The 25,679-nt window shown below is 38.4% G+C and carries 28 protein-coding genes; 27 read left to right on the top strand and 1 reads right to left on the bottom strand.

The genetic code is table 11. The annotated features are described in order from the left end of the window. Positions 1-380: 380 nt before the first annotated feature. Genes V7122_RS08205 through V7122_RS08180 form a run of 6 tightly spaced genes read left to right on the top strand, consistent with a single transcriptional unit; the run spans position 381 to position 4,752 of the window. A complete protein-coding gene (locus tag V7122_RS08205; protein WP_335526299.1) occupies positions 381-1,169 on the top strand; it encodes a hypothetical protein in 789 nt (262 codons plus the stop codon). Between the two features lie 4 nt (positions 1,170-1,173). Next, on the top strand, positions 1,174-1,548 hold the full coding sequence (locus V7122_RS08200; protein WP_335526298.1) for a GntR family transcriptional regulator: 375 nt from the start codon (positions 1,174-1,176) through the stop codon (positions 1,546-1,548). 1 nt (position 1,549) lies between these two features. Beyond that, positions 1,550-2,257, top strand: coding sequence for an ABC transporter ATP-binding protein (locus V7122_RS08195; protein ID WP_335486395.1), 708 nt, complete (start codon positions 1,550-1,552; stop codon positions 2,255-2,257). Next, positions 2,254-3,177, top strand: coding sequence for an ABC transporter ATP-binding protein (locus V7122_RS08190; RefSeq protein ID WP_335526296.1), 924 nt, complete (start codon positions 2,254-2,256; stop codon positions 3,175-3,177). The genes V7122_RS08195 and V7122_RS08190 overlap by 4 nt, the downstream gene beginning before the upstream one ends. Then, a complete protein-coding gene (locus V7122_RS08185) occupies positions 3,170-4,129 on the top strand; it encodes an ABC transporter permease (RefSeq protein WP_335526295.1) in 960 nt (319 codons plus the stop codon). The genes V7122_RS08190 and V7122_RS08185 overlap by 8 nt, the downstream gene beginning before the upstream one ends. 20 nt (positions 4,130-4,149) lie before the next feature. After that, positions 4,150-4,752, top strand: a complete 603-nt coding sequence (locus V7122_RS08180) for a CPBP family intramembrane glutamic endopeptidase (RefSeq protein WP_335526293.1) — start codon at positions 4,150-4,152, stop codon at positions 4,750-4,752. A gap of 71 nt (positions 4,753-4,823) precedes the next feature. Here the strand turns inward: V7122_RS08180 and V7122_RS08175 are convergent, their stop codons facing one another. Then, positions 4,824-6,083 (bottom strand): replication-associated recombination protein A, encoded by a 1,260-nt coding sequence (locus V7122_RS08175; RefSeq protein ID WP_335526314.1) that lies wholly within the window; start codon positions 6,081-6,083, stop codon positions 4,824-4,826. A 176-nt stretch (positions 6,084-6,259) separates the two neighbouring features. On the opposite strand from V7122_RS08175, the gene V7122_RS08170 reads away from it, so the two are divergent. From V7122_RS08170 to greA, 21 genes are all read left to right on the top strand, one after another. After that, a complete protein-coding gene (locus V7122_RS08170; protein WP_335526313.1) occupies positions 6,260-6,937 on the top strand; it encodes a YczE/YyaS/YitT family protein in 678 nt (225 codons plus the stop codon). Next, the gene (gene cymR / locus V7122_RS08165) at positions 6,934-7,353 is read left to right on the top strand and encodes a cysteine metabolism transcriptional regulator CymR (protein ID WP_335526291.1); all 420 of its coding nucleotides are present in this window, start codon (positions 6,934-6,936) and stop codon (positions 7,351-7,353) included. The genes V7122_RS08170 and cymR overlap by 4 nt, the downstream gene beginning before the upstream one ends. A gap of 122 nt (positions 7,354-7,475) precedes the next feature. Next, positions 7,476-8,618, top strand: a complete 1,143-nt coding sequence (locus V7122_RS08160; protein ID WP_335526290.1) for a cysteine desulfurase family protein — start codon at positions 7,476-7,478, stop codon at positions 8,616-8,618. Positions 8,619-8,648: 30 nt separating this feature from the next. Continuing rightward, positions 8,649-9,764: a tRNA 2-thiouridine(34) synthase MnmA gene (gene mnmA, locus V7122_RS08155; RefSeq protein WP_335526289.1), complete on the top strand. Its 1,116-nt coding sequence runs from the start codon at positions 8,649-8,651 to the stop codon at positions 9,762-9,764. 124 nt (positions 9,765-9,888) lie between these two features. Further along, positions 9,889-10,548 carry a tetratricopeptide repeat protein gene (locus tag V7122_RS08150; protein ID WP_335526288.1) on the top strand — a complete coding sequence of 220 codons (660 nt, stop codon included), beginning with the start codon at positions 9,889-9,891 and terminating at the stop codon, positions 10,546-10,548. Positions 10,549-10,581: 33 nt separating this feature from the next. Then, positions 10,582-13,005 (top strand): SF1B family DNA helicase RecD2, encoded by a 2,424-nt coding sequence (gene recD2, locus V7122_RS08145; protein ID WP_335526286.1) that lies wholly within the window; start codon positions 10,582-10,584, stop codon positions 13,003-13,005. Positions 13,006-13,069: 64 nt separating this feature from the next. Further along, complete coding sequence (locus tag V7122_RS08140; protein ID WP_335526284.1) at positions 13,070-13,237, top strand: hypothetical protein; 168 nt, start codon at positions 13,070-13,072, stop codon at positions 13,235-13,237. Positions 13,238-13,343: 106 nt separating this feature from the next. After that, positions 13,344-13,817, top strand: a complete 474-nt coding sequence (locus V7122_RS08135; protein ID WP_335526282.1) for a PRC-barrel domain-containing protein — start codon at positions 13,344-13,346, stop codon at positions 13,815-13,817. Positions 13,818-13,829: 12 nt separating this feature from the next. Beyond that, positions 13,830-14,021: a hypothetical protein gene (locus V7122_RS08130; RefSeq protein ID WP_335354180.1), complete on the top strand. Its 192-nt coding sequence runs from the start codon at positions 13,830-13,832 to the stop codon at positions 14,019-14,021. 80 nt (positions 14,022-14,101) lie between these two features. After that, complete coding sequence (locus V7122_RS08125; protein ID WP_335354188.1) at positions 14,102-14,224, top strand: DUF3918 family protein; 123 nt, start codon at positions 14,102-14,104, stop codon at positions 14,222-14,224. A 98-nt stretch (positions 14,225-14,322) separates the two neighbouring features. Further along, entirely contained in the window at positions 14,323-15,405 is a 1,083-nt protein-coding gene (locus tag V7122_RS08120; protein WP_335354179.1) for an AI-2E family transporter, read from the top strand. 421 nt (positions 15,406-15,826) lie between these two features. Continuing rightward, positions 15,827-18,460, top strand: a complete 2,634-nt coding sequence (alaS, locus tag V7122_RS08115; RefSeq protein ID WP_335526279.1) for an alanine--tRNA ligase — start codon at positions 15,827-15,829, stop codon at positions 18,458-18,460. 175 nt (positions 18,461-18,635) lie between these two features. Next, positions 18,636-18,902 carry an IreB family regulatory phosphoprotein gene (locus V7122_RS08110; protein WP_066293092.1) on the top strand — a complete coding sequence of 89 codons (267 nt, stop codon included), beginning with the start codon at positions 18,636-18,638 and terminating at the stop codon, positions 18,900-18,902. Between the two features lie 3 nt (positions 18,903-18,905). Continuing rightward, the gene (gene ruvX / locus V7122_RS08105) at positions 18,906-19,331 is read left to right on the top strand and encodes a Holliday junction resolvase RuvX (protein ID WP_335354177.1); all 426 of its coding nucleotides are present in this window, start codon (positions 18,906-18,908) and stop codon (positions 19,329-19,331) included. Positions 19,332-19,336: 5 nt separating this feature from the next. Then, on the top strand, positions 19,337-19,633 hold the full coding sequence (locus V7122_RS08100) for a DUF1292 domain-containing protein (RefSeq protein WP_335526277.1): 297 nt from the start codon (positions 19,337-19,339) through the stop codon (positions 19,631-19,633). Positions 19,634-19,864: 231 nt separating this feature from the next. Further along, positions 19,865-20,998 carry an endolytic transglycosylase MltG gene (gene mltG / locus V7122_RS08095; protein WP_335526275.1) on the top strand — a complete coding sequence of 378 codons (1,134 nt, stop codon included), beginning with the start codon at positions 19,865-19,867 and terminating at the stop codon, positions 20,996-20,998. Positions 20,999-21,225: 227 nt separating this feature from the next. Continuing rightward, positions 21,226-21,864, top strand: coding sequence for an O-methyltransferase (locus V7122_RS08090; RefSeq protein ID WP_335526273.1), 639 nt, complete (start codon positions 21,226-21,228; stop codon positions 21,862-21,864). A gap of 6 nt (positions 21,865-21,870) precedes the next feature. Further along, positions 21,871-22,800, top strand: coding sequence for a peptidase U32 family protein (locus tag V7122_RS08085; protein WP_335526311.1), 930 nt, complete (start codon positions 21,871-21,873; stop codon positions 22,798-22,800). A 209-nt stretch (positions 22,801-23,009) separates the two neighbouring features. Further along, complete coding sequence (locus V7122_RS08080) at positions 23,010-24,278, top strand: peptidase U32 family protein (protein ID WP_335526271.1); 1,269 nt, start codon at positions 23,010-23,012, stop codon at positions 24,276-24,278. 5 nt (positions 24,279-24,283) lie between these two features. Then, complete coding sequence (udk, locus tag V7122_RS08075; RefSeq protein ID WP_335347963.1) at positions 24,284-24,919, top strand: uridine kinase; 636 nt, start codon at positions 24,284-24,286, stop codon at positions 24,917-24,919. 240 nt (positions 24,920-25,159) lie between these two features. Next, entirely contained in the window at positions 25,160-25,636 is a 477-nt protein-coding gene (greA, locus tag V7122_RS08070) for a transcription elongation factor GreA (RefSeq protein WP_335347964.1), read from the top strand. The last annotated feature ends 43 nt before the right edge of the window (positions 25,637-25,679 follow it).

The raw sequence follows: 25,679 nt of genomic DNA, 5'->3' as shown, positions 1-25,679 counted from the left end.
AAAAAAATTACTCTAATTTAATTGAGTGATTTGAATTGAAATAAATTTATCAACTTTAACACATATTTCGTAGACTGTCTGTTGTCCAACAGATTGTTGTTAATTACAGTGTGAATTATAATGCTAATTTGACTGCTAAAATGCATAAACCCTTATATATCAACAAATAAAAAGAATCCAATTCATATGCGAATTGGATTCCCAATTATACTGCTATTTATTGTTTTGCACCTCTCAACCGAACCCATTAGCTTATGTTGGGCTTTTTTATTGGTTGAATAGCCCATTTTTCTAAAAATTAGTAAAAAGCATTGACTAATTAATTCGTACCAGTGTATTATTTGACTAGTACACCGGAACACTCATACAGGAGGGGAACTATGTTAGCATTTAAAGGCTTAATCATAAAAGAAATTAAATTGACTAAAAGCTGGTTTATGGTAGGGATTGGGATATTATTTTTTTCTTTCATTGCAGGTATAGGGTTAATGCATTACTTTGAAGAGTCTGTTATTTTTCCTATCATTTCTATCATGATTGTGGTTGGCCATGTTTTTTATTTGCCAGCATACTTAATAAATTCACTTAATATCGAAGGTCATTCACAACTTTGGCTGCACAATCCTAATCATGGTGCAAAGCTTTTCCTTGCTAAGCTTTCAGCAGGAACGGTTTATTTTCTTATTTCGTTTTCAATTGCCTTACTTATTGCAGATTGGCAAGTAAATCATTCCACCTATGCAGAAAGCTTTAATCAATTTGCTGGAGAACCTTTGCCTAATCTTAGCTTTATTGGATTGGCCCTTGCTTTAAGCTCGATTTATTTAGGCATATGGGTGTTATTTTACTGGTCCTTATATCACTCAATAAAAGGAGTTCCATCACTTAAGCCATTTCGTTGGCCAATCCTAATCGGGATATGGGTTGTTTTATCTGCAGCTAGTAATTATATTCAAAACCTCCCTTTTTATAAAAAGTTTATAAATATAGGTGTTATCCAGTTAGCTCCAATGAAAACCTTAAAGTTTGAAGCGGAAAAAACCTCTGCATCAGCAGGATTAGTAGATACGGCTGAAATATCAATTATGAACGGAATTATGTATACAGCTGTAGCCGTCATCGTTTTCCTCATCGCAGTTTGGCTATTAGAACGGAAAGTGGAGGTGTAGTGTATTGGGAGAAGAATTCCAAGCATCGAAGCCAATATATATGCAAATCGTTGATAAAATAAATCAGCAAATCATTAGAGGGGAGTTATTGCCTGGAAATAAGCTTCCCTCTGTCCGTGAAATGGCGATACAAACAGGTGTGAATCCAAATACAATTCAACGATCCTATAGTGAGTTAGAAAGGATGGAAATTGTGGAGACGAAACGCGGGCAAGGAACATTTGTAACTGAAAATACAAATCTAATAAAGGAATTAAAAGGCAAACTGCAAATGGATATTATTGAAGCCTTCTTTACTAATATGAAAGAGCTTGGCTTTTCAGAAGAAGAAATGGTTTCCGGCTTAGAGTTTTTTATAAAGGGAAGGCTGGGTGATTAGGATGATTGAATTTCAGCATGTAACGAAAAAGTATGGACGTGAACTTGGGTTAGACGATGTTTCCTTTAAGCTTGAAAGCGGGAAAATATATGGCTTGCTTGGTCCTAACGGAAGCGGCAAATCTACAACATTGAAGATGATTGCCGGTCTTGTCCTCCCATCTGCTGGGAAGGTAATTGTGAATGGGCAAGCATCTGATCGAAGAGTTGCGGGAAGTGTAGCTTATTTGTCGGAACTTGATATGTTCTACCCGTCTTTTAAGGTAAAGGATATGATCAATTTTTATGCTACACAGTTTGCAGATTTTCGAATGGAACGGGCGGAAGAATTACTTCAATTTATGAACTTGGATCCGAATAAAAAAATTAAGCAGTTGTCAAAAGGAAACCGCGGCCGTTTAAAGCTTGTTCTTGTTTTAGCAAGGGAAGCATCTGTATTGCTGTTAGATGAACCTTTTTCTGGCCTTGATCCAATGGTAAGGGATTCAATCGTAAAGGGATTGCTCTCTTATATTGATTTTGAAAACCAAATCGTGATTATCGCTACACATGAAATTGATGAAATTGAGCCTTTACTTGATGAAGTGCTTGCTATTCAAAATGGGAAAATAATCGCCCGTCATCATGTAGAGGAATTGAGAGAAACTGAAGGTCTTTCCATCATTGAATGGATGAAAAAGACATTTTCGGATGGGAGGGAAAATAATTGAAAGCCATTGTGGAAATTCAAAACGTAACAAAAACCATTAAAGGCAGAACAATCATTGATTCTTTGAGCTTTAATGTTAATAAAGGAGAAGTGTTTGGTTTTCTTGGACCAAACGGTGCTGGAAAGACGACCACCATTCGGATGATAGTAGGGTTAATTGGGATGACATCTGGTGATATCAAAATCCTTGGCCAGAGTATTAAAACAGATTTTGAAAAAGCCATTACTCATGTAGGTGCCATTGTTGAGAACCCTGAAATGTATAAATTTATGAGCGGGTATCAGAACCTTGTTCATTATGCAAGAATGTCTAAGGGAGTAACGAAAGAAAAAATAAATGAGACTGTTGAGCTTGTCGGTCTGACAGATAGAATCCATGACAAGGTAAAAACTTATTCTCTCGGGATGAGACAAAGATTAGGACTCGCACAATGCCTTCTCCATGATCCAAAGGTATTGATTCTTGATGAGCCGACCAATGGATTAGACCCGGCCGGAATAAGGGAGATCAGGGATCATCTAAGAATGCTTGCCAGGGAAAGGGATATGGCAGTTATCGTATCAAGCCACCTTTTATCTGAAATGGAAATGATGTGTGACCGTATCGGCATTATCCAAAAAGGAAAGCTCATTGATGTACAGCTTATGAGCGATTTTGTCCAAGGTAATGAAAAGGTTTATGAGATTGAAGTCGATGAAAAGGAGAAAGCAAGTTTTGTAATAAGGGAGTTATACTCTGATCTACAGGTGCAGCTGATTGAAAATGGCATCGCGGTTCCGTTAAAAAGAGAGGCTGTTCCAGTTATAGTAAAAGAGCTCGTTAATAATGGAATACAAATTTATGGAATTAAAGAGATGACAAAAACACTAGAAGATCGATTCCTAGAAGTGACTTCCAAGGAGGTGACGGAGCATGTTTAGACTAATCCAAAATGAATGGATGAAAATATTTAAGCGACCTGGGACGTATGTCATGATTGGAATTCTCCTTTTAGTCACAACGATAGCTGGCGGCTTTATTAAATATCAGGAAACGAAAGGGTCTGTTCCGGATAACACAGAATGGAAAAGAGGACTACAAGTTCAGAATGACAGTTATAAAAAGCAGTTAGAAGAAATGGGTGGTTCTGCACCTAGAGAAATGAAGGATCATTATGAAAGAGAAATAGCAATCAATACGTATCGAATTGACCATGATATTTCTCCAAATGAAGATTATTCGATATGGGGATTTGTTAATGATGCTTCACAGACAATCGAATTTGTTGGATTATTTACAATCATTATTGCAGCAGGAATTGTCGCTAGTGAATTTAATTGGGGAACCATTAAGCTGTTATTAATTCGGCCGATAAAAAGAGGAAAGATTTTACTGGCAAAGTATTTAACAGTTTTGATATTCGGTTTATTTATGCTTCTTCTATTGTTCGTTTACTCAGCAGGTCTAGGAGCGATTCTATTCGGATTGCCCGAACATCCTACCCCTTATTTAAACTATTTTAACGGGAAAGTGACCGAACAAAGCATGCTTGCTCATTTAATTTCTTATTACGGTCTTAAATCTATCAATATGCTGATGCTTGCTACGATGGCCTTTATGATTTCAGCAGCATTTAGAAATAATTCCCTAGCGATTGGACTATCATTATTCCTTTTATTCATGGGAGGACAGGTGACTAGACTGATTTCATTGAAATATGAGTGGGCGAAATATTTATTATTTGCAAACACAGATTTACTGCAATATTTTGAAGGATCTCCAATGGTTGAAGGAATGACATTAGGCTTCTCTGTCATCATGTTAGTTTTATATTTCGCATTATTTCAAGCAGTGGCTTTCTACGTATTTAAGAAAAGGGATGTAGCAGCTTAAAGTATATAGGAGGTTATCTTATGCAAATAATAAATTCTCTTATTACTGCAATTTTACAAGTATTGCTTCTATCAATCATCCCCTTTATTTGGTGGTTGATTTTTGGCAGGAAAGAAACAAGTTTTATTAGATGGGTAGGTTTTAAAAAGCCTATTATTCATAACAAAAGGAAATATGTGATTACATTTATAGCTACAATAATATTTTTATCCATTCCGTCATTTATTATTATCCCCTATTTTGTTGACCAATCAGTTTTGGCAACAGCCCAATTTTCTGGAAAGGGCATCGATGCATTAATTCCAGCTTTAATCTATGCTTTTTTACAGACGGGATTATCAGAGGAAGTTTTTTTTAGAGGATTTTTAATGAAAAGATTAGTTCACAAATTTGGATTACAAGTAGGAAATGGAGTACAAAGTTTATTATTTGGGCTTCTGCATGGGATTTTGCTTTTTTCTTACGCAGGTTTTTGGGGGGCAGTTATTATCACACTCATTACAGGAATAGCTGGTTGGTTAATGGGGTGGTTAAATGAGAAGCAATCAGAGGGCTCTATTGTGTCAAGCTGGCTGCTTCATGGCTGTGCAAACACGTTAGCATCCATCATAGTTATGTTTTAAATTTTTTAGGGTAAAAAGGACGATAGATAAAAAAAGATGAAATCAAAAAAATAGCTGATTTCATCTTTTTTTTACTTTTGGAGATTAGAGTAAATGACAGATATAGCCTGCTCAAATTTGCCCGTTTTCTTTGGCTGGTAATAAACTTTATTTTTTATATTATTAGGAAGGTATTGCTGCTTAATCCAGCCACCTTCATAATCGTGGGGATATTTATAATCAATGCCTCTGCCAAGTTCTTTTGCCCCTTTGTAATGGGCATCCTTAAGATGATCTGGAACTTCCCCGCTAATGCCATGCCTAATGTCGGCAAGAGCCGCATCGATAGCCATTATCGCTGAGTTTGATTTCGGTGATAAGCATAATTCAATAACTGCATTGGCAAGTGGTATTCTCCCTTCTGGAAAACCAACTCTTTCCGCGGTTTCAATCGCCGCCAACGTTCTTGCACCGGCTTGAGGAGAAGCAAGTCCGATATCTTCATAGGCGATTACTAGTAATCGTCTGCTAATGCTTTGTAAATCCCCTGCTTCAATTAATCTTCCTAAATAGTGCAAAGCGGCATTGACATCGCTTCCCCGGATCGATTTCTGAAATGCAGAGAGAACATCGTAATGAGCATCCCCATCTTTATCATGAGTTAAGCTTTTTCGCTGCATGCATTCTTCAGCTGCCGCTAAATCAATTTGGATGATGTTTTCGCTATTAGGTTCAGTTGATAAAACAGCCAGCTCTAAAGCATTTAACGAGCTTCTTACATCTCCGTTTGAGGCAGTTGAGAAATGCGTAAGTGCCTCTTCTGTTACCTGAACATGTTTTTCTCCTAATCCTCGCTCCTTATCCTCGATTGCTCGGAGCAAGGCCTCTTTAATATTTTCAACTGATAAAGGCTTCAGTTCAAAAATTTGACAGCGGCTGCGGATCGCTGGATTAATGGCATGGTAAGGATTGCTTGTCGTTGCACCAATTAGTGTAATCATCCCATTTTCTAAAAAAGGGAGAAGGAAATCTTGCTTCCCTTTATCTAACCTGTGTACTTCGTCAAGGAGCAGTATCACTTTTCCGGACATTTTTGCCTCGGCAGCAACGATTTCCATATCTTTTTTATTATTCGTAACAGCATTTAAGTTCCGAAAAGCGAAACGGGTGCTTCCGGCAATTGCACTGGCAATGGATGTTTTGCCTATTCCAGGAGGTCCGTATAAAATCATCGAGCTCAGCTGTTTAGCTTTCACCATTCGATTAATAATTTTTCCTTCTGCTACAAGATGCTCTTGCCCAATGATTTCTTCGATCGTCCGCGGTCTCATTCGGAATGCTAATGGCTTTATATTCAATTTCATCACTCCAAAACTTCTTATACATTCACGAAGGTAGAATATTATTAAACATACCATAATAATAAGTTTCACAAAATGATTATCACTTTTAAATATGCTATAATAACAAAAGTCTATCTAAATACTGAGAATAAGTTTTACTAATGGGGAGAAATGGACAGGTGGGTATGATAAAAAGGGGTCAAATAGGGCCTAGATTCATTGTTTTTATTGTAGGTTTGCTCATAATGACTCTTGGCGTCGTGATGTTAATTCTCGCTGATTTAGGCGCTACTCCATGGGATGTTTTACATGTAGGATTATATTACAAGTTAGGGCTGACCATTGGCACATGGACCATAATTGTTGGAATCGCAATTTTAGCTGCATCTTCAGTTATATTAAGGGAGTTCCCAAAAGTGGGTGCTTTATTAAATATGGTTTTATTTGGTTTGTTTATGGATTTTCATTTAATGCTTCCATTTATGCAAACTCCATCTTCACTTGTAGGAAAAATCATTATGTTTATAAGCGGAATAGTTATTTGCTGTTACGGAATGGGCATTTATATTTCAGCACAATTTGGAGCAGGTCCAAGAGATAGTCTTATGATTGCGTTAACTTCAAAAACAGGCTGGAAAGTGGCCCATATTAGACTTTGTATGGAAATTATTGTGCTATTAATCGGTTGGCTGCTCGGAGGACCTGTTTTTTGGGGAACGGTTATTATCGGAATTTCGATTGGGCCGATCGCAGGTATTGCTTTGCCCCAATGCCAAAAATTGACGGATCGATTTTTAGATAAAATGAAAGCAAAAGAAGCAATACCAGTTTTAAATGAAAAAGATAGAGGTGTAAATCAATGAAAATATCGACAAAAGGTCGTTACGGTTTAACTATTATGATGGAATTAGCTAAGAAGTATGGAGAAGGCCCGATTTCTTTAAAATCAATTGCACAAACGAATGATCTTTCTGAGCACTATTTGGAGCAGCTCATTGCTCCTTTAAGGAATGCCGGCTTAGTGAAGAGTATCCGTGGAGCGTATGGCGGTTATATTTTAGGAGATCTGCCTGCTAATATAACGTCAGGTGACATTATACGTGTCTTGGAAGGTCCAATCAGTCCTGTAGAAGGGATTGAAGACGAGGAGCCAGCGAAGAAACACCTTTGGATGAGAATACGTGATGCAGTGAAAGATGTGCTGGATAATACAACACTTGAAGATCTAGCTAATTATAAAGATGATGGAGATACGGACGGCTATATGTTTTATATTTAAGAGAAAAATGTAACTGTAGATTAAATATTTGCGAAAGCGGCAGATTTATTTGCGAAAGCAACGGATATATCCCAGAAGACGCGGATTAAGCTAAAGAGTATAAAATTAAGAAGGTGAAAAATTTGGAGCGGATTTACGTTGATCATGCAGCAACTTCTCCGATGCACCCAAAGGTGATTGATAAAATGATGGAGGTTATGAATGCTGAATTTGGCAATCCTTCCAGTATTCATTCTTTTGGCCGAGGTGCCCGCCATATTATCGATGAGGCTCGGGAAGAAATAGCGAAAAGTATCGGGGCAAAAGCGAATGAAATCATTTTTACGAGCGGAGGAACAGAAGCGGATAACAATGCAATTTTTGGCGTTGCCCATTCTAGTCAGCATAAAGGAAAACATATTATTACAACCCAAATTGAGCATCACGCTGTCCTTCATACTTGCGAGCAACTGAAGAATCTTGGGTTTGAAATTACTTACTTGCCAGTTGATCAAGAGGGGAGAATTTCTTTAGCGGATCTCGAGAAAGCCTTAAGAGATGATACAATTCTTGTAACGATTATGTACGGCAATAATGAGGTTGGAACGATACAGCCAATAAAGGAAATTGGCCAAATCTTAAAAGAACATCCTGCGATATTTCATACAGATGCAGTTCAGGCATACGGTCTTGAAAAAATCAATGTCAAGGAATGCGGAATTGATTTAATGTCCGTTTCGGCACATAAGATGAATGGACCAAAAGGGATTGGATTCTTATATGCAAATACAGATATTAAACTTGCACCACGGCTTTTTGGCGGTGAGCAGGAAAGAAAAAGACGAGCTGGTACTGAAAATGTGCCGTCCATTGCCGGATTTTTGGAGGCTGTACGCATCTCTCAGCAGGAGATGGAAACGAAGAAGGAAGAATACCTGAAGTTTAAGTCTGCTTTTATGAAAAAGCTCTTAGATCAACATATAGAGTTTATACAAAACGGATCGCTTGATTTTTCTTTGCCTCATGTTTTAAACTTAAGCTTTCCCGGAACGAATGTTGAAGCAATGCTTGTGAATCTTGATTTAGCTGGCATTGGTGCATCTAGCGGCTCGGCCTGTACAGCAGGCTCGATCGATCCATCACATGTTCTAGTGGCCATGTTTGGCAAGGATGATCCGCGCATTCAAAATTCCATTCGTTTTAGTTTTGGCCTATTCAATACTTTGGAACAAATTGAAAAGGTTGCGGAAGAAACAGGCAGAATCGTTAAGCGATTAACAACATAGAAACTTTGTATAGAAGCGTGGTGAAGTTACATGAAAAAAGAGCCTAAAGATACAAGGGTAGTTATTGGGATGTCAGGCGGTGTAGACTCATCAGTTGCAGCCCTATTGTTAAAACAACAAGGGTATGATGTCATTGGGATTTTTATGAAAAACTGGGATGACACAGATGCAAACGGTGTTTGTACAGCAACTGAGGATTATAATGATGTCATTCGCGTCTGCAATCAAATTGGGATACCTTATTATGCTGTTAACTTTGAAAAGCAATATTGGGATAAGGTATTTACCTATTTTCTAGATGAGTATAAAGCTGGCCGGACTCCGAACCCTGATGTCATGTGCAATAAAGAAATTAAATTTAAAGCTTTTCTTGAGCATGCTATGAAGCTCGGTGCTGATTACTTGGCGACAGGACATTATGCGAGAGTCGATTTCCGCGATGGAGAATATAAAATGCTTCGAGGCATTGATGAGAATAAGGATCAAACGTATTTCCTAAACCAGCTTGGACAGGCACAGCTAGAAAAAGTCATGTTCCCGATTGGCGATATTGAAAAGTCTAAGGTCAGGGAAATTGCTATTGAGGCAAATCTTGCTACAGCGACAAAGAAGGATAGTACAGGAATATGCTTTATTGGCGAACGAAATTTCAAGGAATTCCTTGGAGGTTATTTACCAGCTCAGCCTGGCAATATGGAAACCTTCGATGGCAAAGTAGTGGGAAAACATGATGGTCTGATGTATTATACAATTGGCCAGCGGCATGGATTAGGTATCGGTGGAGCGGGTGAACCTTGGTTTGCAATTGGAAAGGACTTGAAGAGAAATGTTCTGATTGTCGGTCAAGGCTTCCACAATGAAAAGCTCTATTCTCACTCTATTACAGCCGTAAACATTGGTTGGGTATCGGACAAAGACAAGCCAAAAACTTTTAAATGTACAGCTAAATTTAGATACCGTCAGCCTGATAACGATGTAACTGTTGAGCTGCTCGGGGATGACAAAGTAAGAGTCATTTTTGATGAACCGATTAGAGCGATAACTCCTGGACAGGCAGTAGTTTTTTATCATGGAGATGAGTGCCTAGGCGGCGGAACGATTGATGAAGTATTCAAAGACGGACAGCGACTTGATTATGTCGGATAAATTAGTTTAATGATGATGTAAGGGCTCTTTCGGTTCTGTTAAAACAGAGTCGATGAGCCCTTTTTTCTCGTTTGAAACTTTAAAGAATATGCTATACTTCTAAATGGAACGGAGTGAATTTAATATGGATAAAAACCAATTAGGTATTCAATATATGGAAGAAGGAAAATGGGAAGAGGCGGCAACTGTATTTATGGAAGCCATTGAAGAAAATCCTTCAGACCCGACCTCTTATATTAATTTTGGCAATGTCTTATCCGTTGTAGGTGAAACGGAAAAAGCATTAAAGTTTTATGAAAAAGCAATTAAGTTGGATGAAAATGCGGCTGCAGCCTATTATAGTGCAGGAAACTTGCAATACGATCTTCAAAATTTTCAGGAAGCAAAGAATATGTTTGAAACTGCGATGAAAAAGGGAATGGAATCCGGTGATAATTATTTTATGCTTGGATTATCTTTAATAGCGATGGAACAAGGAAAATTAGCCTTGCCCTATTTACAAAGAAGCACAGAATTAAATGAAAATGATGCTGAAGCATTGTTTCAATATGGCTTATGCTTGGCTCAAGAAAACTTTATCGATGAATCTATTATTCAGCTTAAGAAATGTATTCAAATCGATCCGAACCATTCAGATGCTTATTATAATCTTGGTGTCGCATATGGATTCAAGGAAGAGGAAGAACAAGCACTGCATTATTTCGAAAAAGCACTAGAAATTCAGCCAGACCATCTATTGGCAGGATACGGCAAAAAGTTAATTGAAAAAGGAACGGCTCAATAGGAAATTGAAGTATGGGGGAAAGGAGGCAGAGCGATGGATAAGCAGGAGTTGCAGGGGACTTTAGATTTATTTTCGGAACAGGAAAAGAAGTATATGAAAGGCAGGCATCTTGTAACCATTTTTCATAATGAACAAAATTTATATACGGTTTTACGGATTCGAGTGGACGAAACGAATCATCATTATGAAGATAAAGAAGCAGTTATTACAGGATATTTTCCGAAAATGCATGAGCAGGAAACATATATTTTTTACGGAGATTTGAAAGAACACCCTAAATTTGGAGTTCAGCTTCATGCTAGCCATTATCGCAAAGATATCCCTCAGACTAAACAGGGCGTTGTTAATTACCTTTCCAGTGAATTATTTAAAGGCATCGGTAAAAAAACAGCCGAAAATATCGTTGGAATATTGGGAGAAAATGCAATAACTAGAATTCTAAATGAACCGTCCCTTCTTGATGGAATCCCAAAACTGCCTCCTGAAAAAGCGAAGTCCTTATACGATACACTCATGCAGCATCAAGGCATTGAGCAGGCCATGATTGCTTTAAATCAATATGGATTTGGTCCTCAGATATCCATGAGGATCTACCAAGTCTATAAAGAGATGACGATCGAAACAATCCAGAAAAACCCTTATCAGCTCGTTGAGGATATCGAGGGAATTGGATTTGGCAGGGCAGACGAGCTTGGATATAAGCTCGGAATATCGGGCAATCACCCAGCAAGAATTAGAGCAGCTTGCCTTTACATATTAGAAATGGAAAGCATGCAGGCTGGGCATGTATACGTAGAAGCAAGGGATCTTCTTCAAAGCACGCAAAGACTTTTAGAGGAAAATAAGCGAGATGAAATTGAATTCAATGATATTTCCAAAGAAGTTATAAAGCTTCAAGAAGAGGGGAAAATCATGGTCGAGGAGCAAAGGCTGTATTTGCCTTCCCTTTATTTTTCTGAAAAAGGACTTGTTACAAATATTAAACGATTATTGAAGCAAACTCAATATCATGAACAATTCCCGGAATCTGAGTTTCTTCTGGCTCTTGGAAAATTAGAAGAACGTCTAAAGGTTCAATATGCGCCGACACAGAAAGAGGCAATCCAAACGGCGCTTATGTCTCCGATGCTAATACTAACGGGTGGCCCAGGTACAGGAAAAACAACAGTTATTAAAGGAATTGTTGAATTATATGCGGAACTGCATGGTTGTTCATTAGATCCTAAAGATTACAAGAAGGAGGAGCCCTTCCCATTTCTCTTAGCAGCACCAACAGGAAGGGCAGCTAAGAGAATGGCGGAATCCACAGGCTTGCCTGCAGTCACTATTCACAGACTGCTTGGGTGGAATGGAACAGAGGGATTCGATCGTGGTGAAGAAAATTTATTGGAGGGTAAAATCTTAATCGTGGATGAAACCTCCATGGTTGATATTTGGCTAGCCAATCAGCTCTTCAAGGCCCTTCCGGAAAATTTGCAAGTGATCTTAGTTGGGGATGAGGATCAGCTTCCATCAGTGGGACCGGGCCAGGTTCTAAAGGATTTGCTGCAGTCTGAGAGAATTCCTACTGTTCGGTTAACTGACATATACCGTCAAGCTGAAGGATCTTCGATAATCGAGCTTGCCCATGAAATGAAAAAGGGAAAGCTTTCGATGAATGTGACCGCACAGCAAGCCGACAGATCATTTTTTCAATGCAGTCCAGGGCAAATCGCAACTGTCGTAGAAAAAGTTGTTTTAAATGCTAAGAAAAAGGGATATACAGCAAAGGATATTCAGGTTTTAGCACCGATGTACAGGGGTCCAGCTGGAATTGATAAGCTGAATGAAATTCTTCAGGAGATTTTCAATCCGAATCCTGACGGAAGTCGAAAAGAGCTTGCGTTTGGGGATGTTAAATACCGTATAGGCGATAAAGTTCTCCAGCTTGTCAATCAGCCTGAAAGTCATGTTTTTAACGGGGATATGGGTGAAATCATTTCTATTTTCTATGCAAAGGAAAATACGGAAAAACAGGATATGATTATTGTGTCTTTTGATGGAACAGAAGTAACTTATACACGTCAAGACTTAAATCAAATTACCCTTGCCTATTGCTGTTCTGTCCACAAATCACAGGGAAGTGAGTTTCCGATTGTGATTTTGCCTGTTGTGAAAAGCTATTATCGTATGCTGCGAAGAAATTTATTGTATACGGCTATTACCCGCAGTAAACAATTTCTCATATTATGTGGTGAAGAAGAAGCATTTAGATTAGGAGTTGAAAGAACAGATGAGCTCTCGAGGCTTACTACTCTAACTGAAAGGCTGCAGGAGACCATTTTGGACTCGTTTGCAGTTGATAAATCTGAAGCTGATGATGAATTTCCAACTTATGAAGTGCTAATGAAGGTAGATCCATTAATAGGAATGGAAAATATCACGCCGTATGATTTTATGGAAACCGAAAGAAGCTAAGGGAAGAGCAGTATAAAAGACTGTTCTTTCCTTAGCTTTTTATTTTGTTCAAGGAGGTATTATGATGGGCAAATGGAATGAGGAAGCAGCTCCGAATAATAATATGACAGCGGTAGAAATTAAATCGTCTAAGCTTGCGATAGGTAAACAGGAAGTGGAATTTTCTGAAGAGCTTTCCGATGCTGGGGAACGAAATGAAAGGTTTAATAAGCCAAGGTATAACAAGAAATAACAAATTTTCATATATGATTTTACTGGGGAGATTGGTAAGTGATTCACCTTATTTTTAGATGAAAGAAAACGCAAACTATAAATGTTCCGGAAGGGTGGGACATCTTTTGCGGACATTTTCACTATTAAAAGGACTCCCAGTTATAGAAATAGAAAGTGGAACAAAAATTGGGGAAGTTTTTGATATAAGCATTTCAAGTGGTGGGGTCGTTACAGGCTTAATTGTTCGAAAGGGCGCTTTCTTCAAAAAATCTCTTTTACTTGAGGTGAAGAATGTTTCATCATTTGGATGGGATGGAGTCATGGTTGAATCCGAGCAGGTTCTTGAGCCGATAAAGAAATTGGATGAATACACCTTTGATAGCCAAAACCGGCTAATTGGGAAAATGATGATGACAAGAGAAGGGGAACGGCTAGGGTTATTAGAGGATGTATATTTTCAAGAAGAAGTGGGGACAATTGTAGGGTACGAACTATCGGATGGCTTTTTTTCAGATATGCTGGAAGGAAAACGCGTGGTAAAAACCGAGACTCCCCCTGCAATTGGAAAGGACGCTATCATTGTTAACGTTAAAGAGTGAGGTGTCTGCTCCATGTTAAAATGTCCTAATTGCCAAAGTAAAGATATTGGAAAAATTGGAATCAGTCAATATTATTGCTGGGGCTGCTTTATTGAGCTAACCATATCTAATGGTGTAATTAATACCCATCAGGTTGAGGAAGATGGAACATTGAGTTCGCTTGATGATTTATTTGAAGAAGAAGAACGCCGATATCTTTCCTAAATGATGCTGACCCATCGTTGCAAACTAACTGTTTAACAAAATAAACAATATATTGTAACGAGGTGATTGGATTGAAAAAAATGATAACTACAGCCATGGCATTCGGTGCTGGAATGGCTGCCTATAATCTTGTTCAAAGAAACAACCTAATGTCACAGCGTCAAATGAAAAAGCTGCAGAGAAGAATTACCAGACTATTTTAACTTGAGAGAGGCTAACACTTTATCGTGTTAGCCTCTTTTTTAGATGAATAATTTACACAATTTGCACGAAAAATAAAAAAAAATTAAGGAGGGAGAACGTGGATATTCGGTTAAAATGGTATTACCGCTTGGGCTTTCTCCTTCTTCTATTTATTGTATTATTTGTTTTTTTGAAACTAAGGGAGTTATGGCTGCCCATCCTAAAAGTTACATTTGCTGTGCTGCTCCCTTTCATTATTGCAGCTTTTATATCCTATTTGCTTCATCCAATTGTAGAAAAACTTAATAATAGCGGTCTTCATAAAGGGCTTGCTGTTTTCGGCATTTATATATTATTTTTCGGAGGGATTGGTTTGGCCCTTTATAAAGGGATACCAGCCTTCATACACCAATTAGAAGATTTATCTGAAAATGCGCCACAATTTGCGAATCAGTATCGAGGTTGGATTGATATAATCCAGGAGAAAACCTCATCATGGCCTGAGGGTATTCAAGCTAGAATTGATGAAGGGATTCTCGCAATGGAATCTTCTTTAGATAAAATGCTTTCGAAAAGTGTGAATATCCTAATAAATATATTAAATTATTCTATAATCATTGCCCTTATTCCGTTTATATCATTTTATATGATCAAGGATTATGATTTAATGAAACGGACCGTGTGGTATTTAACACCTAGAAAGTGGAGGCAGGAAGGCATATTATTTTTGCGGGATATCGATAAGTCCCTTGGAGGCTATATAAGGGGACAGATCATTGTCTGTGTGGCAATTGGAGCCATTTCTGCACTGCTCTTTTGGTTCGTTGGAATGAAATATCCTTTACTGCTTGGTTTAATAATTGGATTAACAAATGTTATCCCCTATTTCGGTGCATTTGTCGGCGCTATCCCAGCAGTCATTATTGCTTTCGCTATATCAATTAAAATGGTGATCATTTCGGTTATTATTGTTTTTGTCCTGCAATTTCTCGAAGGAAACATATTATCACCTTTGATTGTCGGAAAAAGTTTAGATATGCACCCGTTAGTCATTATGTTTGCCCTTTTAGCTGGTGGAGAAGCAGGCGGTGTCATCGGCTTAATCATAGCTGTACCGGTTTTAGCTGTCATAAAAGTAAGTCTTGTTCATGCTAGATCGCATTTTATTAAAGGACCTAACTCAAAATTTTCACGTTCATGAAGGAAATGTTGACAAACATGATTTTAAATCGTTATAATTCAGACTATATTAGAAAAGTGAAGCTAGAAAATACAATGAAGGAACGAGTATGTTATAGACCATCTAAAGAAAGGGAATTCCTTGGCTGGAAGAATTCCTAGATGAAGGATAACAGAATGCTAATCCCGAGTGCAGCTAATACCTGCCGTTTATTCCGCGTTAAGGATCTGAGAGATGAAGGTTATTGATTGACTGCCTTCTGAATCAGGGTGGTACCACGAGCAAGCTCTCGTCCCTGTATAGGGATGAGGGCTTTTTTGCGTATAAAAATACTTGGGTAATAGCAAAAAGAGAGAGTCGCCGATATATTTGCAAGGTTGCCGATATATCAAGAAAGTCGCTGATATATCAATACTAAACATAATTTTTAGGAGGAATAATCATGAAACAATTATCAGGTTCTGACATTCGCCGTCTATTTTTAGAGTTTTTCAAGGAAAAAGGCCACTCTATTGAACCGAGTGCTCCCTTAGTGCCGCATGAAGATCCATCTTTGCTTTGGATTAATAGCGGAGTTGCTACGTTGAAGAAATATTTTGATGGCCGTGTTATTCCGGAAAATCCAAGAATTACAAATGCCCAAAAATCCATTCGTACGAATGATATTGAAAACGTTGGAAAAACAGCTCGCCATCATACTTTTTTTGAAATGCTTGGGAATTTCTCGATTGGTGACTATTTTAAAGAGGAAGCAATCGAATGGGCATGGGAATTTCTTACCGATGAAAAGTGGATTGGCTTTGAAGCGGAAAAATTATCTGTCACAATCCATCCAGAAGATGATGAAGCATTTGATATTTGGAGAAAGCAAATTGGTGTTCCAGAAGAAAGAATCATTCGTTTAGAAGGAAACTTCTGGGATATTGGTGAGGGTCCAAGCGGTCCGAATACAGAAATCTTTTATGATCGTGGACCTGAGTATGGGGATGACCTAAATGATCCTGAATTATACCCAGGCGGAGAAAATGAAAGATATCTCGAGGTTTGGAATCTTGTTTTTTCAGAATTTAACCATAATCCAGATGGAACGTATACCCCGCTTCCAAAGAAAAATATTGATACTGGGATGGGGCTTGAACGGATGGCATCCGTTGTTCAAAATGTCCGAACAAACTTTGATACAGACCTTTTCATGCCAATCATCCGAGGAACAGAAGAAATCTCTGGTGTGAAATATGGAGAAAATATAGAAACTGACGTTGCATTTAAAGTAATTGCCGATCATATTCGGACTGTTGCATTTGCAGTCGGAGATGGGGCGCTCCCATCAAACGAAGGCCGTGGGTATGTTTTAAGACGCTTGCTGCGCAGAGCGGTCCGTTATGCGAAACAAATCAATATCAATCGTCCATTTATGTTTGAGCTAGTCCCAGTGGTTGGGGAGATTATGCAGGATTTCTACCCGCAAGTAAAAGAAAAAGAAGAATTTATCCAAAAAGTAATTAAAAATGAAGAGGAACGTTTCCATGAAACCCTTCATGAAGGACTGACGATTTTATCAGCCGTTATTAAAAAGGAAAAAGAAAAAGGAAGCGATCTGATCCAGGGCGAGGATGTATTCCGTTTATACGATACGTATGGGTTCCCTGTTGAGTTAACAGAGGAATATGCTGAAGAAGAAGACATGAAGGTTGATCATGATGGTTTTGAGCTAGAAATGAACCGCCAGCGTGAACGTGCTAGAGCAGCGAGACAAGATGTTGATTCCATGCAGGTTCAAGGTGGAGTATTAGGAGAAATAAAGGTTGAAAGTCAATTTACTGGCTATGATAACCTTGAGGCGGATTCCCAAGTGGTAGCAATCGTTAAGGATGGGCAGCTGATTAATGAAGCGCATTTAGGCGAAGAAGTACAGCTTATTTTAGATATTACGCCTTTCTATGCGGAGAGCGGCGGTCAAATTGCTGACAGCGGAATTTTAGAAGCAGAAGGTTTAAAAGTTGTGATTAAAGATGTTCAAAAGGCACCAAATGGCCAAAATCTTCATAAAGCAATCGTTGAAACAGGAACGTTGAAATTAAATGATCGTGTGCATGCAAGCGTGGATGAAGCATCACGTTCAAAGATCATTAAGAATCATACAGCAACCCATTTGCTTCATCAGGCGTTAAAAGATGTTCTTGGAAATCATGTTAACCAAGCAGGTTCATTAGTAGAGCCTGACCGTTTGCGCTTTGACTTCTCACACTTCGGGCAGATCACTGCTGAAGAGCTCGAGAAAATTGAAAACATTGTGAATGAAAAAATTTGGCGCAGTCTGGAATTAGAAATTGATTATAAAGACATTGAAGAGGCTAAAGCAATGGGAGCTATGGCGCTATTCGGTGAAAAGTACGGCAAGATTGTCCGAGTTGTTCAAGTCGGTGATTATAGTCTTGAACTTTGCGGGGGATGCCATGTTCCGAACACATCTGTAATTGGTCTATTCAAAATCCAATCAGAAAGCGGGATTGGAGCTGGCACGCGCAGGATTGAGGCTGTAACGGGTGAAGCAGCATACCAATTATTAAATGATCAAATAAGTATATTAAAGGAAGCTGCAAATAAATTAAAAGCCAATCCGAAAGATTTAGCTGGAAGAATTGAGGGGTTATTAACCGAAATGAAACAGCTGCAAAGAGAAAATGAATCATTGGCAGCGAAATTGGGCAACATTGAAGCTGGAAGCCTTGTGTCGAAAGCTAAAGAGATTAATGGAGTAACTGTATTAGCTGCTAAAGTTGCAGCATCTGACATGAATAACCTGCGGAATATGGCAGACGACTTAAAGAATAAGCTTGGTTCCGCTATTGTTGTACTAGGCAGTGTTAATGATGATAAAGTTAATTTAATTGCCGGTGTGACAAAGGATTTAATTGAAAAAGGATACCAGGCGGGAAAAATTATTAAAGAAGTGGCTACTCGCTGCGGAGGTGGAGGCGGTGGCCGTCCAGATATGGCACAAGCAGGCGGTAAAGATCCAGAAAAGCTTGAAAGTGCATTGAATTTTGTTGAAGAATGGGTTAAAACCTTTTGATATATACACAAAGTAGTGTAAAATGAAGGTAACCTGTCGAAAATGTTCAATATATGGATATAATTAGGGATTTTAATTAAAATAATGAACCTAATAATCGAACTTAAACAATGATTTGTGTATAAAGAAAAGTTCTTTCATTAGAGCTTTCCATCAAAAAAGCGAGGTGTAAGAAATGAGCTCATTTGATAATACGATGAGATTCAATTTTCCTGAAGAGCCCATGGAACATGATGTTAACCAGGTGCTTTTGCAAGTGTATGAAGCTCTTCAAGATAAAGGTTATAACCCTATTAACCAAATCGTTGGTTATTTGCTGTCGGGGGATCCTGCTTACATTCCCCGCCATAAGGATGCGCGCAATATTATTCGCAAACTCGAACGTGACGAAATCATTGAAGAGTTAGTCAAATCATATTTAAAACAGCAGCGAAAGGGATAATATATGCGGACAATGGGATTGGATGTCGGCTCAAAAACGGTCGGCATTGCGCTTAGTGATGCACTAGGCTGGACTGCTCAAGGCTTAGAAACTTTAAAAATAAATGAAGAGAAAAATGAGTTTGGTTTCGAGCAGATTGGTAAGATTATTAATGAGAATGAAGTTAGTAAAATTGTTGTCGGCTTGCCGAAGAATATGAATGGGACGATCGGGCCGCGTGGAGAAGCAAGCCAATTTTACGCTTCTGAACTAGAAAAACGATTTGGCTTGCCTGTCGTACTATGGGACGAGCGACTGACAACAATGGCAGCTGAAAGAGTTCTTCTAGAGGCGGATGTCAGCAGAAAAAAGCGTAAAAAGGTCATTGATAAAATGGCAGCCGTCATGATTTTACAAGGCTATATAGATAGTCAAAATACGATGAGGTGAACAGAATGAACCATGGAGAAAACAATATTACTATAGTAGATGAAGAAGGAAACGAGCAGCTATGTGAAGTGTTATTTACATTTGATTCTGAGGAATTTGGAAAGTCTTACGTCCTTTACTACCCAATTGGCGCAGATGATAATGATGATGAAGAAATTGATATTCACGCTTCAGCTTTTACCCCAAGTGAAGATAATCAAGACGGCGAATTAATGCCGATAGAAACGGACGAAGAGTGGGATTTAATTGAGGAAATGCTTAATACATTCCTTGAAGAAGAAGAAGAAAAAGAAGGTAAATAAAAGTAAAGCTGGCCATTGGCCAGCTTTTTTGCGTTCTATGGTTTTTTTTATTTGTGGCTAATCCTAAGGGACAGCCAATTAAATTGCATACGAAAAAGGTCGAATTGTACAAGTATATTTGGATTTATGTATTTTATTGCGACTATAAAAAGAAAATATAGTATAATAAGCCGAGTATAAGAATCACGTGATTTAATTTAGTTTACGCTTTCTCAGGAGGAGGGGATGTCTATGACGAAAGAAGAGAAAAAGGAGAAAAAGGATATCATCCGTCAAAAAATGATTGAACGCCAAAGCGAAGCGAAATTGGTAAGAAAAATTGTTTTTATCATCTCAATAATTTTAATCATAGTGGTTGGCGCAGTTGCTGGCGGGGGGTATTTTTATATAAAATCAGCCTTAGAACCTGTAAGCCCGGATAGTAATAAAGAGAAGAAGTTAGAAATTCCAATCGGCTCATCGACAACAAGCATCGGTAAAATTCTTGAAAGCAATGGAATCATCAAGGATGCCCGTGTATTCAAGTATTATGTTAAATTAAAAAACGAGACTGGTTTTATGGCCGGTGAATATAGCTTAAAGCCATCTATGACGATTCCTGAAATAATTGGAAGTTTAAAAACAGGAAAAGTGGTTGAAGAAGTAGTGTTTAAAGTGACAATACCTGAAGGAAAGCAGCTCAAACAAATTGCAGGTATTATAGCGGAGAAAACAAATAGGAATGCTGATGAAGTATTACAAAAGCTAAACGACCAAGATTTTATTAAATCCATGATGGCTAAATATCCAGATGTATTAACGGATGATATATTAAATGCAGATATTATATATCCATTAGAGGGTTATTTATTTCCAGCTACCTATCCTTTTTATAAAGAAGATCCAACTATAGAGGAAATTATTGGAGTTATGCTTGATAAGACAGCCTCTGTATTAATGGAATACCGTTCGGAGATGGAAGCTCAAAATCTTTCTGTCCACCAATTATTGACAATGGCGTCTTTAATTGAGGAAGAGGCTACTGAAAAAGTAGATAGAAATCAAATTGCAAGTGTCTTCTACAACAGAATGGAAACAGGAATGCCATTGCAAACAGATCCAACTGTCCTTTATGCACAAGGTGAACATAAGGATAGGGTGCTATATAAGGATTTAGAGGTAGATTCACCTTATAATACGTATAAATATCCGGGGCTAACGCCAGGACCAATTGCAAATGCTGGCGTCATTTCAATTGAGGCAGCATTAGCACCAGCCGAATCAGATTTCTTATATTTCCTGGCAACTTCGACTGGAGAAGTGCTGTTTTCGAAAACATTAGATGAGCATAATAGGAAAAAGGCACAGCATATTACGAATAAATAATTTTACGCGCCCGAACAGGGCGCCTCTCTCATTTACTTGGAAAAACATGAATATTAGCTTTCCCTTATCATTTATGTTAAAATAGTACAAGTGTTTTAATAGGCTCTAAAGTAGCGTAAATCACAGCTAAGAAGGATTTGGGTAAATAGCCGGTAAATCCTTAATGGTTGTGAACGCTATTTTTTTCTGTTAATAGAGCAAAACTTTTACATTGAGGTGATGGCAGCTTGAAAGCCGATAAGCTGCATGCATATATAGAAGGAATTATTCCTGCAAGGCCTAAGCTTTTAGAAGAAATGGAGCAGTATGCGAAAGAAAATGAAGTTCCAATTATGGAACTAGCCGGAATTGAGGCATTACTGCAGCTTCTTCGCATCCAAAAGCCAAACTCGATTTTGGAAGTCGGTACAGCCATAGGCTACTCAGCTCTTCGAATGGCTTATGCATTGCCTTCCTGTGAAATTGTTACGATTGAAAGAGATGCTGAGCGGTACCTGCTTGCAGAGAAATATATACTAGAGGCAGGAAAAGAAACTCAGATCCACTTGGTTAAAGGTGATGCTCTTGAAGTGGAATCGATCATTAAAGAGCATGGACCATTTGATGCAATTTTCATTGATGCGGCAAAGGGGCAATATAGGAAGTTTTTTGAAATATACTCTCCGTATTTAAGTAAAGATGGGATGATTATAACAGACAATGTTCTATTTAAAGGGCTTGTTTGTGAGACCGAAATTGAGAATAAACGTATTCGATCTCTAGTAAAGAAAATTAATGACTTTAACATATGGTTAATGAATCATCCTGAATACTATACGGTCATTCTGCCAGTAGGCGATGGGGTTGCAATTACTAAAATGAGGTGAGAGATGATGGAAAGGCCGGAATTATTAGTCACACCGAAAAGTGTGGAAGATATTATCCCTTTGGCTGAGGCGGGGGCAGATGCTTTTGTAATTGGAGAGCAGCGCTATGGATTACGCTTGGCTGGTGAATTTTTAAAAGATGATGTAAGGAAAGCCATTGAGCTTGCCCATGAAAAAGGAAAAAAAGTTTATGTAGCGATGAATGCACTTTTTCATAATGAAAAAGTGGACGATCTTCCTGAATATATAAAGTTTTTACAGGATGCGAAGGCTGATGCGATTCTTTTTGGAGATCCAGCAGTCCTCATGGCTGCAAGAGAAGCAGCGCCAAATATGAAGCTGCACTGGAGCACTGAAACAACAGGCACTAACTGGTATACATGTAATTATTGGGGCAGAAAGGGATCGAAACGTGCTGTTTTGGCCCGAGAAATAAACATGGACGCCATCATTGAAATTAAGGAGCATGCTGAGGTAGAGATTGAAGTACAAGTACATGGCATGACAGCCATGTTCCATTCAAAGCGTTCTCTCCTTGGCAATTATTATGAGTACCAAGGAAAAGTAATGGAAATTGAAAACCGTAAACATGAGCATAATATGTTTCTTCATGATAAGGAACGGGAAAATAAATACCCTATTTTCGAGGATGAAAATGGCACACATATTATGAGTCCAAATGATATTTGTATAATCGATGAGCTGCAAGAAATGATTGAGGCAGGGGTCGATTCTTTTAAAATCGATGGCATCCTGAAGAGTTCAGAATATATTCTTGAAGTAACAAAGCTATATAGAAAAGCGATTGATCTATGTGTGGAAGATGCTGATCAATACGATGATATTAAAGATGATCTATTAAATGCCATTGAAGAAATTCAGCCTGCTAATCGACCATTAGATACAGGGTTTTTCTTTAAGGAAACGGTATATTAATACTTTATTCAGCAGGTGTTTACTACTTCTAAAGTGGCGAATAAATGCAATAAGAGTAACTTATTCAGCGGGGCGAATCCTTGCTGAATAAAGTTAAGCCTCCGGCGGATGCCTCGATTTTTCAAATGAAACTTTTCGAGCAAGCTCGTGAGTATAGGGCGCAAATACGCCAAGGCGCAGTTGATTAAACTTGAAAGGGGAGCTGTATAATGGCAGCAGTGAAAGATAAAATTTCACAGATGGTGAACGGCAAACGGGTGATTGTGAAAAAACCTGAATTGCTCGCACCAGCTGGTAACTTAGAAAAACTGAAAATTGCCGTTCATTATGGCGCTGATGCAGTATTTATCGGCGGACAGGAATACGGCTTACGTTCAAATGCAGATAATTTTACATTTGAAGAGATGAAGGAAGGCGTTGAATTCGCCAAGAAATATGGAGCGAAAATTTATGTCACAACGAATATTTTCGCACATAATGAGAATATTGATGGACTGGAAGATTATATGAAAGGCTTAAGTGAAGCCGGAGTTGCAGGGATTATAGTGGCGGACCCTCTCATTATTGAAACGTGCCGCAGAGTTGCACCGGAAATTGAAGTTCACTTAAGTACTCAGCAATCCTTATCGAACTGGAAGGCTGTTCAGTTCTGGAAAGAAGAAGGATTAGAGCGTGTCGTTCTTGCCCGTGAAACGAGTGCGGAAGAAATTCGTGAAATGAAGGAAAAGGTAGACATCGAGATTGAGACCTTTGTCCATGGCGCTATGTGTATTGCTTATTCAGGCCGATGCACACTAAGCAATCATATGACAGCTCGTGATTCAAACCGTGGAGGATGCTGCCAATCATGCCGCTGGGACTATGATCTGTATAAATTAGAAGGCGAAAATGAAGTTTCATTCTTTAATGAAGGCGATGCCCCTTTTGCGATGAGTCCAAAGGATTTAAATTTAATTCAATCTATTCCCCAAATGATCGAGCTTGGTATCGACAGCTTGAAAGTTGAAGGTCGAATGAAATCTATTCATTATGTGGCTACTGTCGTAAGTGTATACCGTAAAGTAATAGATGCGTATTGTGCTGATCCTGAAAACTTCAAAATTAAGCAGGAATGGCTTGATGAATTGGCTAAGTGTGCAAATCGTGAAACTGCTCCAGCATTTTTTGAGGGAATTCCTGGGTATAAGGAGCAAATGTTTGGAAATCATAGCAAAAAGACGAATTCTGATTTCGTTGGCTTAGTTTTAGACTATAATCCTGAGACGCAAATCGTTACATTGCAGCAGCGCAATCATTTCAAGCCAGGCCAAGAAGTCGAGTTTTTTGGTCCTGAAATTGAAAGTTTCACTCATGTGATCGATAAAGTTTGGGATGAAAAAGGAAATGAGCTTGATGCTGCCCGTCATCCGATGCAAATTGTGCAGTTTAAGCTAAATAAGCCGGTTTACCCTCACAACATGATGCGAAAGGAGATTTAATCACCATGACTCGCAAACCAGTTGTTATCGGTGTTGCCGGCGGCTCTGGCTCCGGAAAAACAAGTGTAGCAAAATCTATTTATGACCGCTTTCATGGACACTCTATCTTAATGCTGGAACAGGATTATTATTATAAAGACCAAGCACATTTACCTTTTGAAGAACGTCTAAAAACAAATTATGATCACCCGCTTGCGTTTGATAATGATTTACTGATCGAGCATATTGAAAGACTATTGCAATATGAGTCCATTCAAAAGCCTGTTTACGATTATGCCATTCATAGCAGATCTGAAATGATTATTGAAGTAGAGCCTAAGGATGTTATTATTCTAGAAGGCATTCTTGTTTTAGAAGATGAGCGGCTGAGGAATTTAATGGATATAAAACTTTTTGTCGATACGGATGCTGATTTACGTATAATCCGCCGTTTGTTCAGAGATATTAAAGAACGCGGACGAACAATGGATTCAGTCATTGATCAATATATCAACGTTGTCAGGCCGATGCATAATCAATTTATTGAGCCGACAAAACGGTACGCGGATATTATCATTCCTGAGGGCGGACATAATCATGTCGCTATTGATTTAATGGTAACAAAAATTCAAACAATTCTTGAACAAAAGTCTTTTTTGTGACACAATAGCATAGAAAATAAAATAAGGTCCCTTTAATGGACAAACCTGTGCGCGCCCTAAAAAGGTCGCGCTCCTATATTAATTAGCAAGATAGGCTGCAAAGCCATTTATACAAGTACATTGCACAGCAGTATCTTGCAAAAATGCACCTTAAGCCAAGAAATTGGCATGGGTGCTTACATAAAATACAGAAAGAACACAATTCTACAAGGGTTGTGAAAAATTGAAGGAGTGAAGGTTTTGGCAATTGAAAAGGTTTTCCCTATGACACAAGCTGGAAAAGAAAAGCTTGAACAGGAATTGGAGTATTTGAAATCTGTTAAGCGTAAAGAGGTTGTTGAACGCATTAAAATAGCACGCAGCTTCGGAGATTTATCTGAGAACTCTGAATATGATTCAGCGAAAGAAGAGCAAGCTTTCGTTGAAGGTCGAATTACAACGATTGAAAATATGATTCGTAATGCAAAGATCATTTCTGAAAGTGAAATGACCGCAGATGCCGTGTCATTGGGCAGCTCAGTTACATTTATTGAGCTTCCAGATGGTGAGGAAGAAACGTATACGATTGTCGGCAGTGCTGAGGCAGACCCATTTGATGGCAAAATCTCAAATGATTCTCCAATTGCCAAAAGTCTGCTCGGGAAAAAGGTTGGAGATGAAGTGAAAGTACAAACTCCTGGTGGAGACATGGATGTACGAATTGTATCAATTAAGTAAAAAAATAGTTTGAAAAGAAGAAACCTCGTCAAAACTTTTGACG

The sequence above is a fragment of the Bacillus sp. JJ1532 genome (assembly GCF_036965085.1).
Classification (GTDB): domain Bacteria; phylum Bacillota; class Bacilli; order Bacillales; family Cytobacillaceae; genus Cytobacillus.
The sequence above is the reverse complement of the archived record's forward strand: the minus strand, read 5'-3'. Positions and strand labels throughout refer to the sequence as shown.

Coding starts and splice junctions, on each gene's coding strand:
- V7122_RS08205 (WP_335526299.1), top strand. CDS start 381: ATGTTAGCATTTAAAGGCTTAATCATAAAAGAAATTAAATTGACTAAA.
- V7122_RS08195 (WP_335486395.1), top strand. CDS start 1,550: ATGATTGAATTTCAGCATGTAACGAAAAAGTATGGACGTGAACTTGGG.
- V7122_RS08185 (WP_335526295.1), top strand. CDS start 3,170: ATGTTTAGACTAATCCAAAATGAATGGATGAAAATATTTAAGCGACCT.
- V7122_RS08180 (WP_335526293.1), top strand. CDS start 4,150: ATGCAAATAATAAATTCTCTTATTACTGCAATTTTACAAGTATTGCTT.
- V7122_RS08170 (WP_335526313.1), top strand. CDS start 6,260: ATGATAAAAAGGGGTCAAATAGGGCCTAGATTCATTGTTTTTATTGTA.
- cymR (WP_335526291.1), top strand. CDS start 6,934: ATGAAAATATCGACAAAAGGTCGTTACGGTTTAACTATTATGATGGAA.
- mnmA (WP_335526289.1), top strand. CDS start 8,649: ATGAAAAAAGAGCCTAAAGATACAAGGGTAGTTATTGGGATGTCAGGC.
- V7122_RS08150 (WP_335526288.1), top strand. CDS start 9,889: ATGGATAAAAACCAATTAGGTATTCAATATATGGAAGAAGGAAAATGG.
- recD2 (WP_335526286.1), top strand. CDS start 10,582: ATGGATAAGCAGGAGTTGCAGGGGACTTTAGATTTATTTTCGGAACAG.
- V7122_RS08140 (WP_335526284.1), top strand. CDS start 13,070: ATGGGCAAATGGAATGAGGAAGCAGCTCCGAATAATAATATGACAGCG.
- V7122_RS08130 (WP_335354180.1), top strand. CDS start 13,830: ATGTTAAAATGTCCTAATTGCCAAAGTAAAGATATTGGAAAAATTGGA.
- V7122_RS08125 (WP_335354188.1), top strand. CDS start 14,102: ATGATAACTACAGCCATGGCATTCGGTGCTGGAATGGCTGCCTATAAT.
- alaS (WP_335526279.1), top strand. CDS start 15,827: ATGAAACAATTATCAGGTTCTGACATTCGCCGTCTATTTTTAGAGTTT.
- V7122_RS08110 (WP_066293092.1), top strand. CDS start 18,636: ATGAGCTCATTTGATAATACGATGAGATTCAATTTTCCTGAAGAGCCC.
- ruvX (WP_335354177.1), top strand. CDS start 18,906: ATGCGGACAATGGGATTGGATGTCGGCTCAAAAACGGTCGGCATTGCG.
- V7122_RS08100 (WP_335526277.1), top strand. CDS start 19,337: ATGAACCATGGAGAAAACAATATTACTATAGTAGATGAAGAAGGAAAC.
- mltG (WP_335526275.1), top strand. CDS start 19,865: ATGACGAAAGAAGAGAAAAAGGAGAAAAAGGATATCATCCGTCAAAAA.
- V7122_RS08085 (WP_335526311.1), top strand. CDS start 21,871: ATGGAAAGGCCGGAATTATTAGTCACACCGAAAAGTGTGGAAGATATT.
- V7122_RS08080 (WP_335526271.1), top strand. CDS start 23,010: ATGGCAGCAGTGAAAGATAAAATTTCACAGATGGTGAACGGCAAACGG.
- udk (WP_335347963.1), top strand. CDS start 24,284: ATGACTCGCAAACCAGTTGTTATCGGTGTTGCCGGCGGCTCTGGCTCC.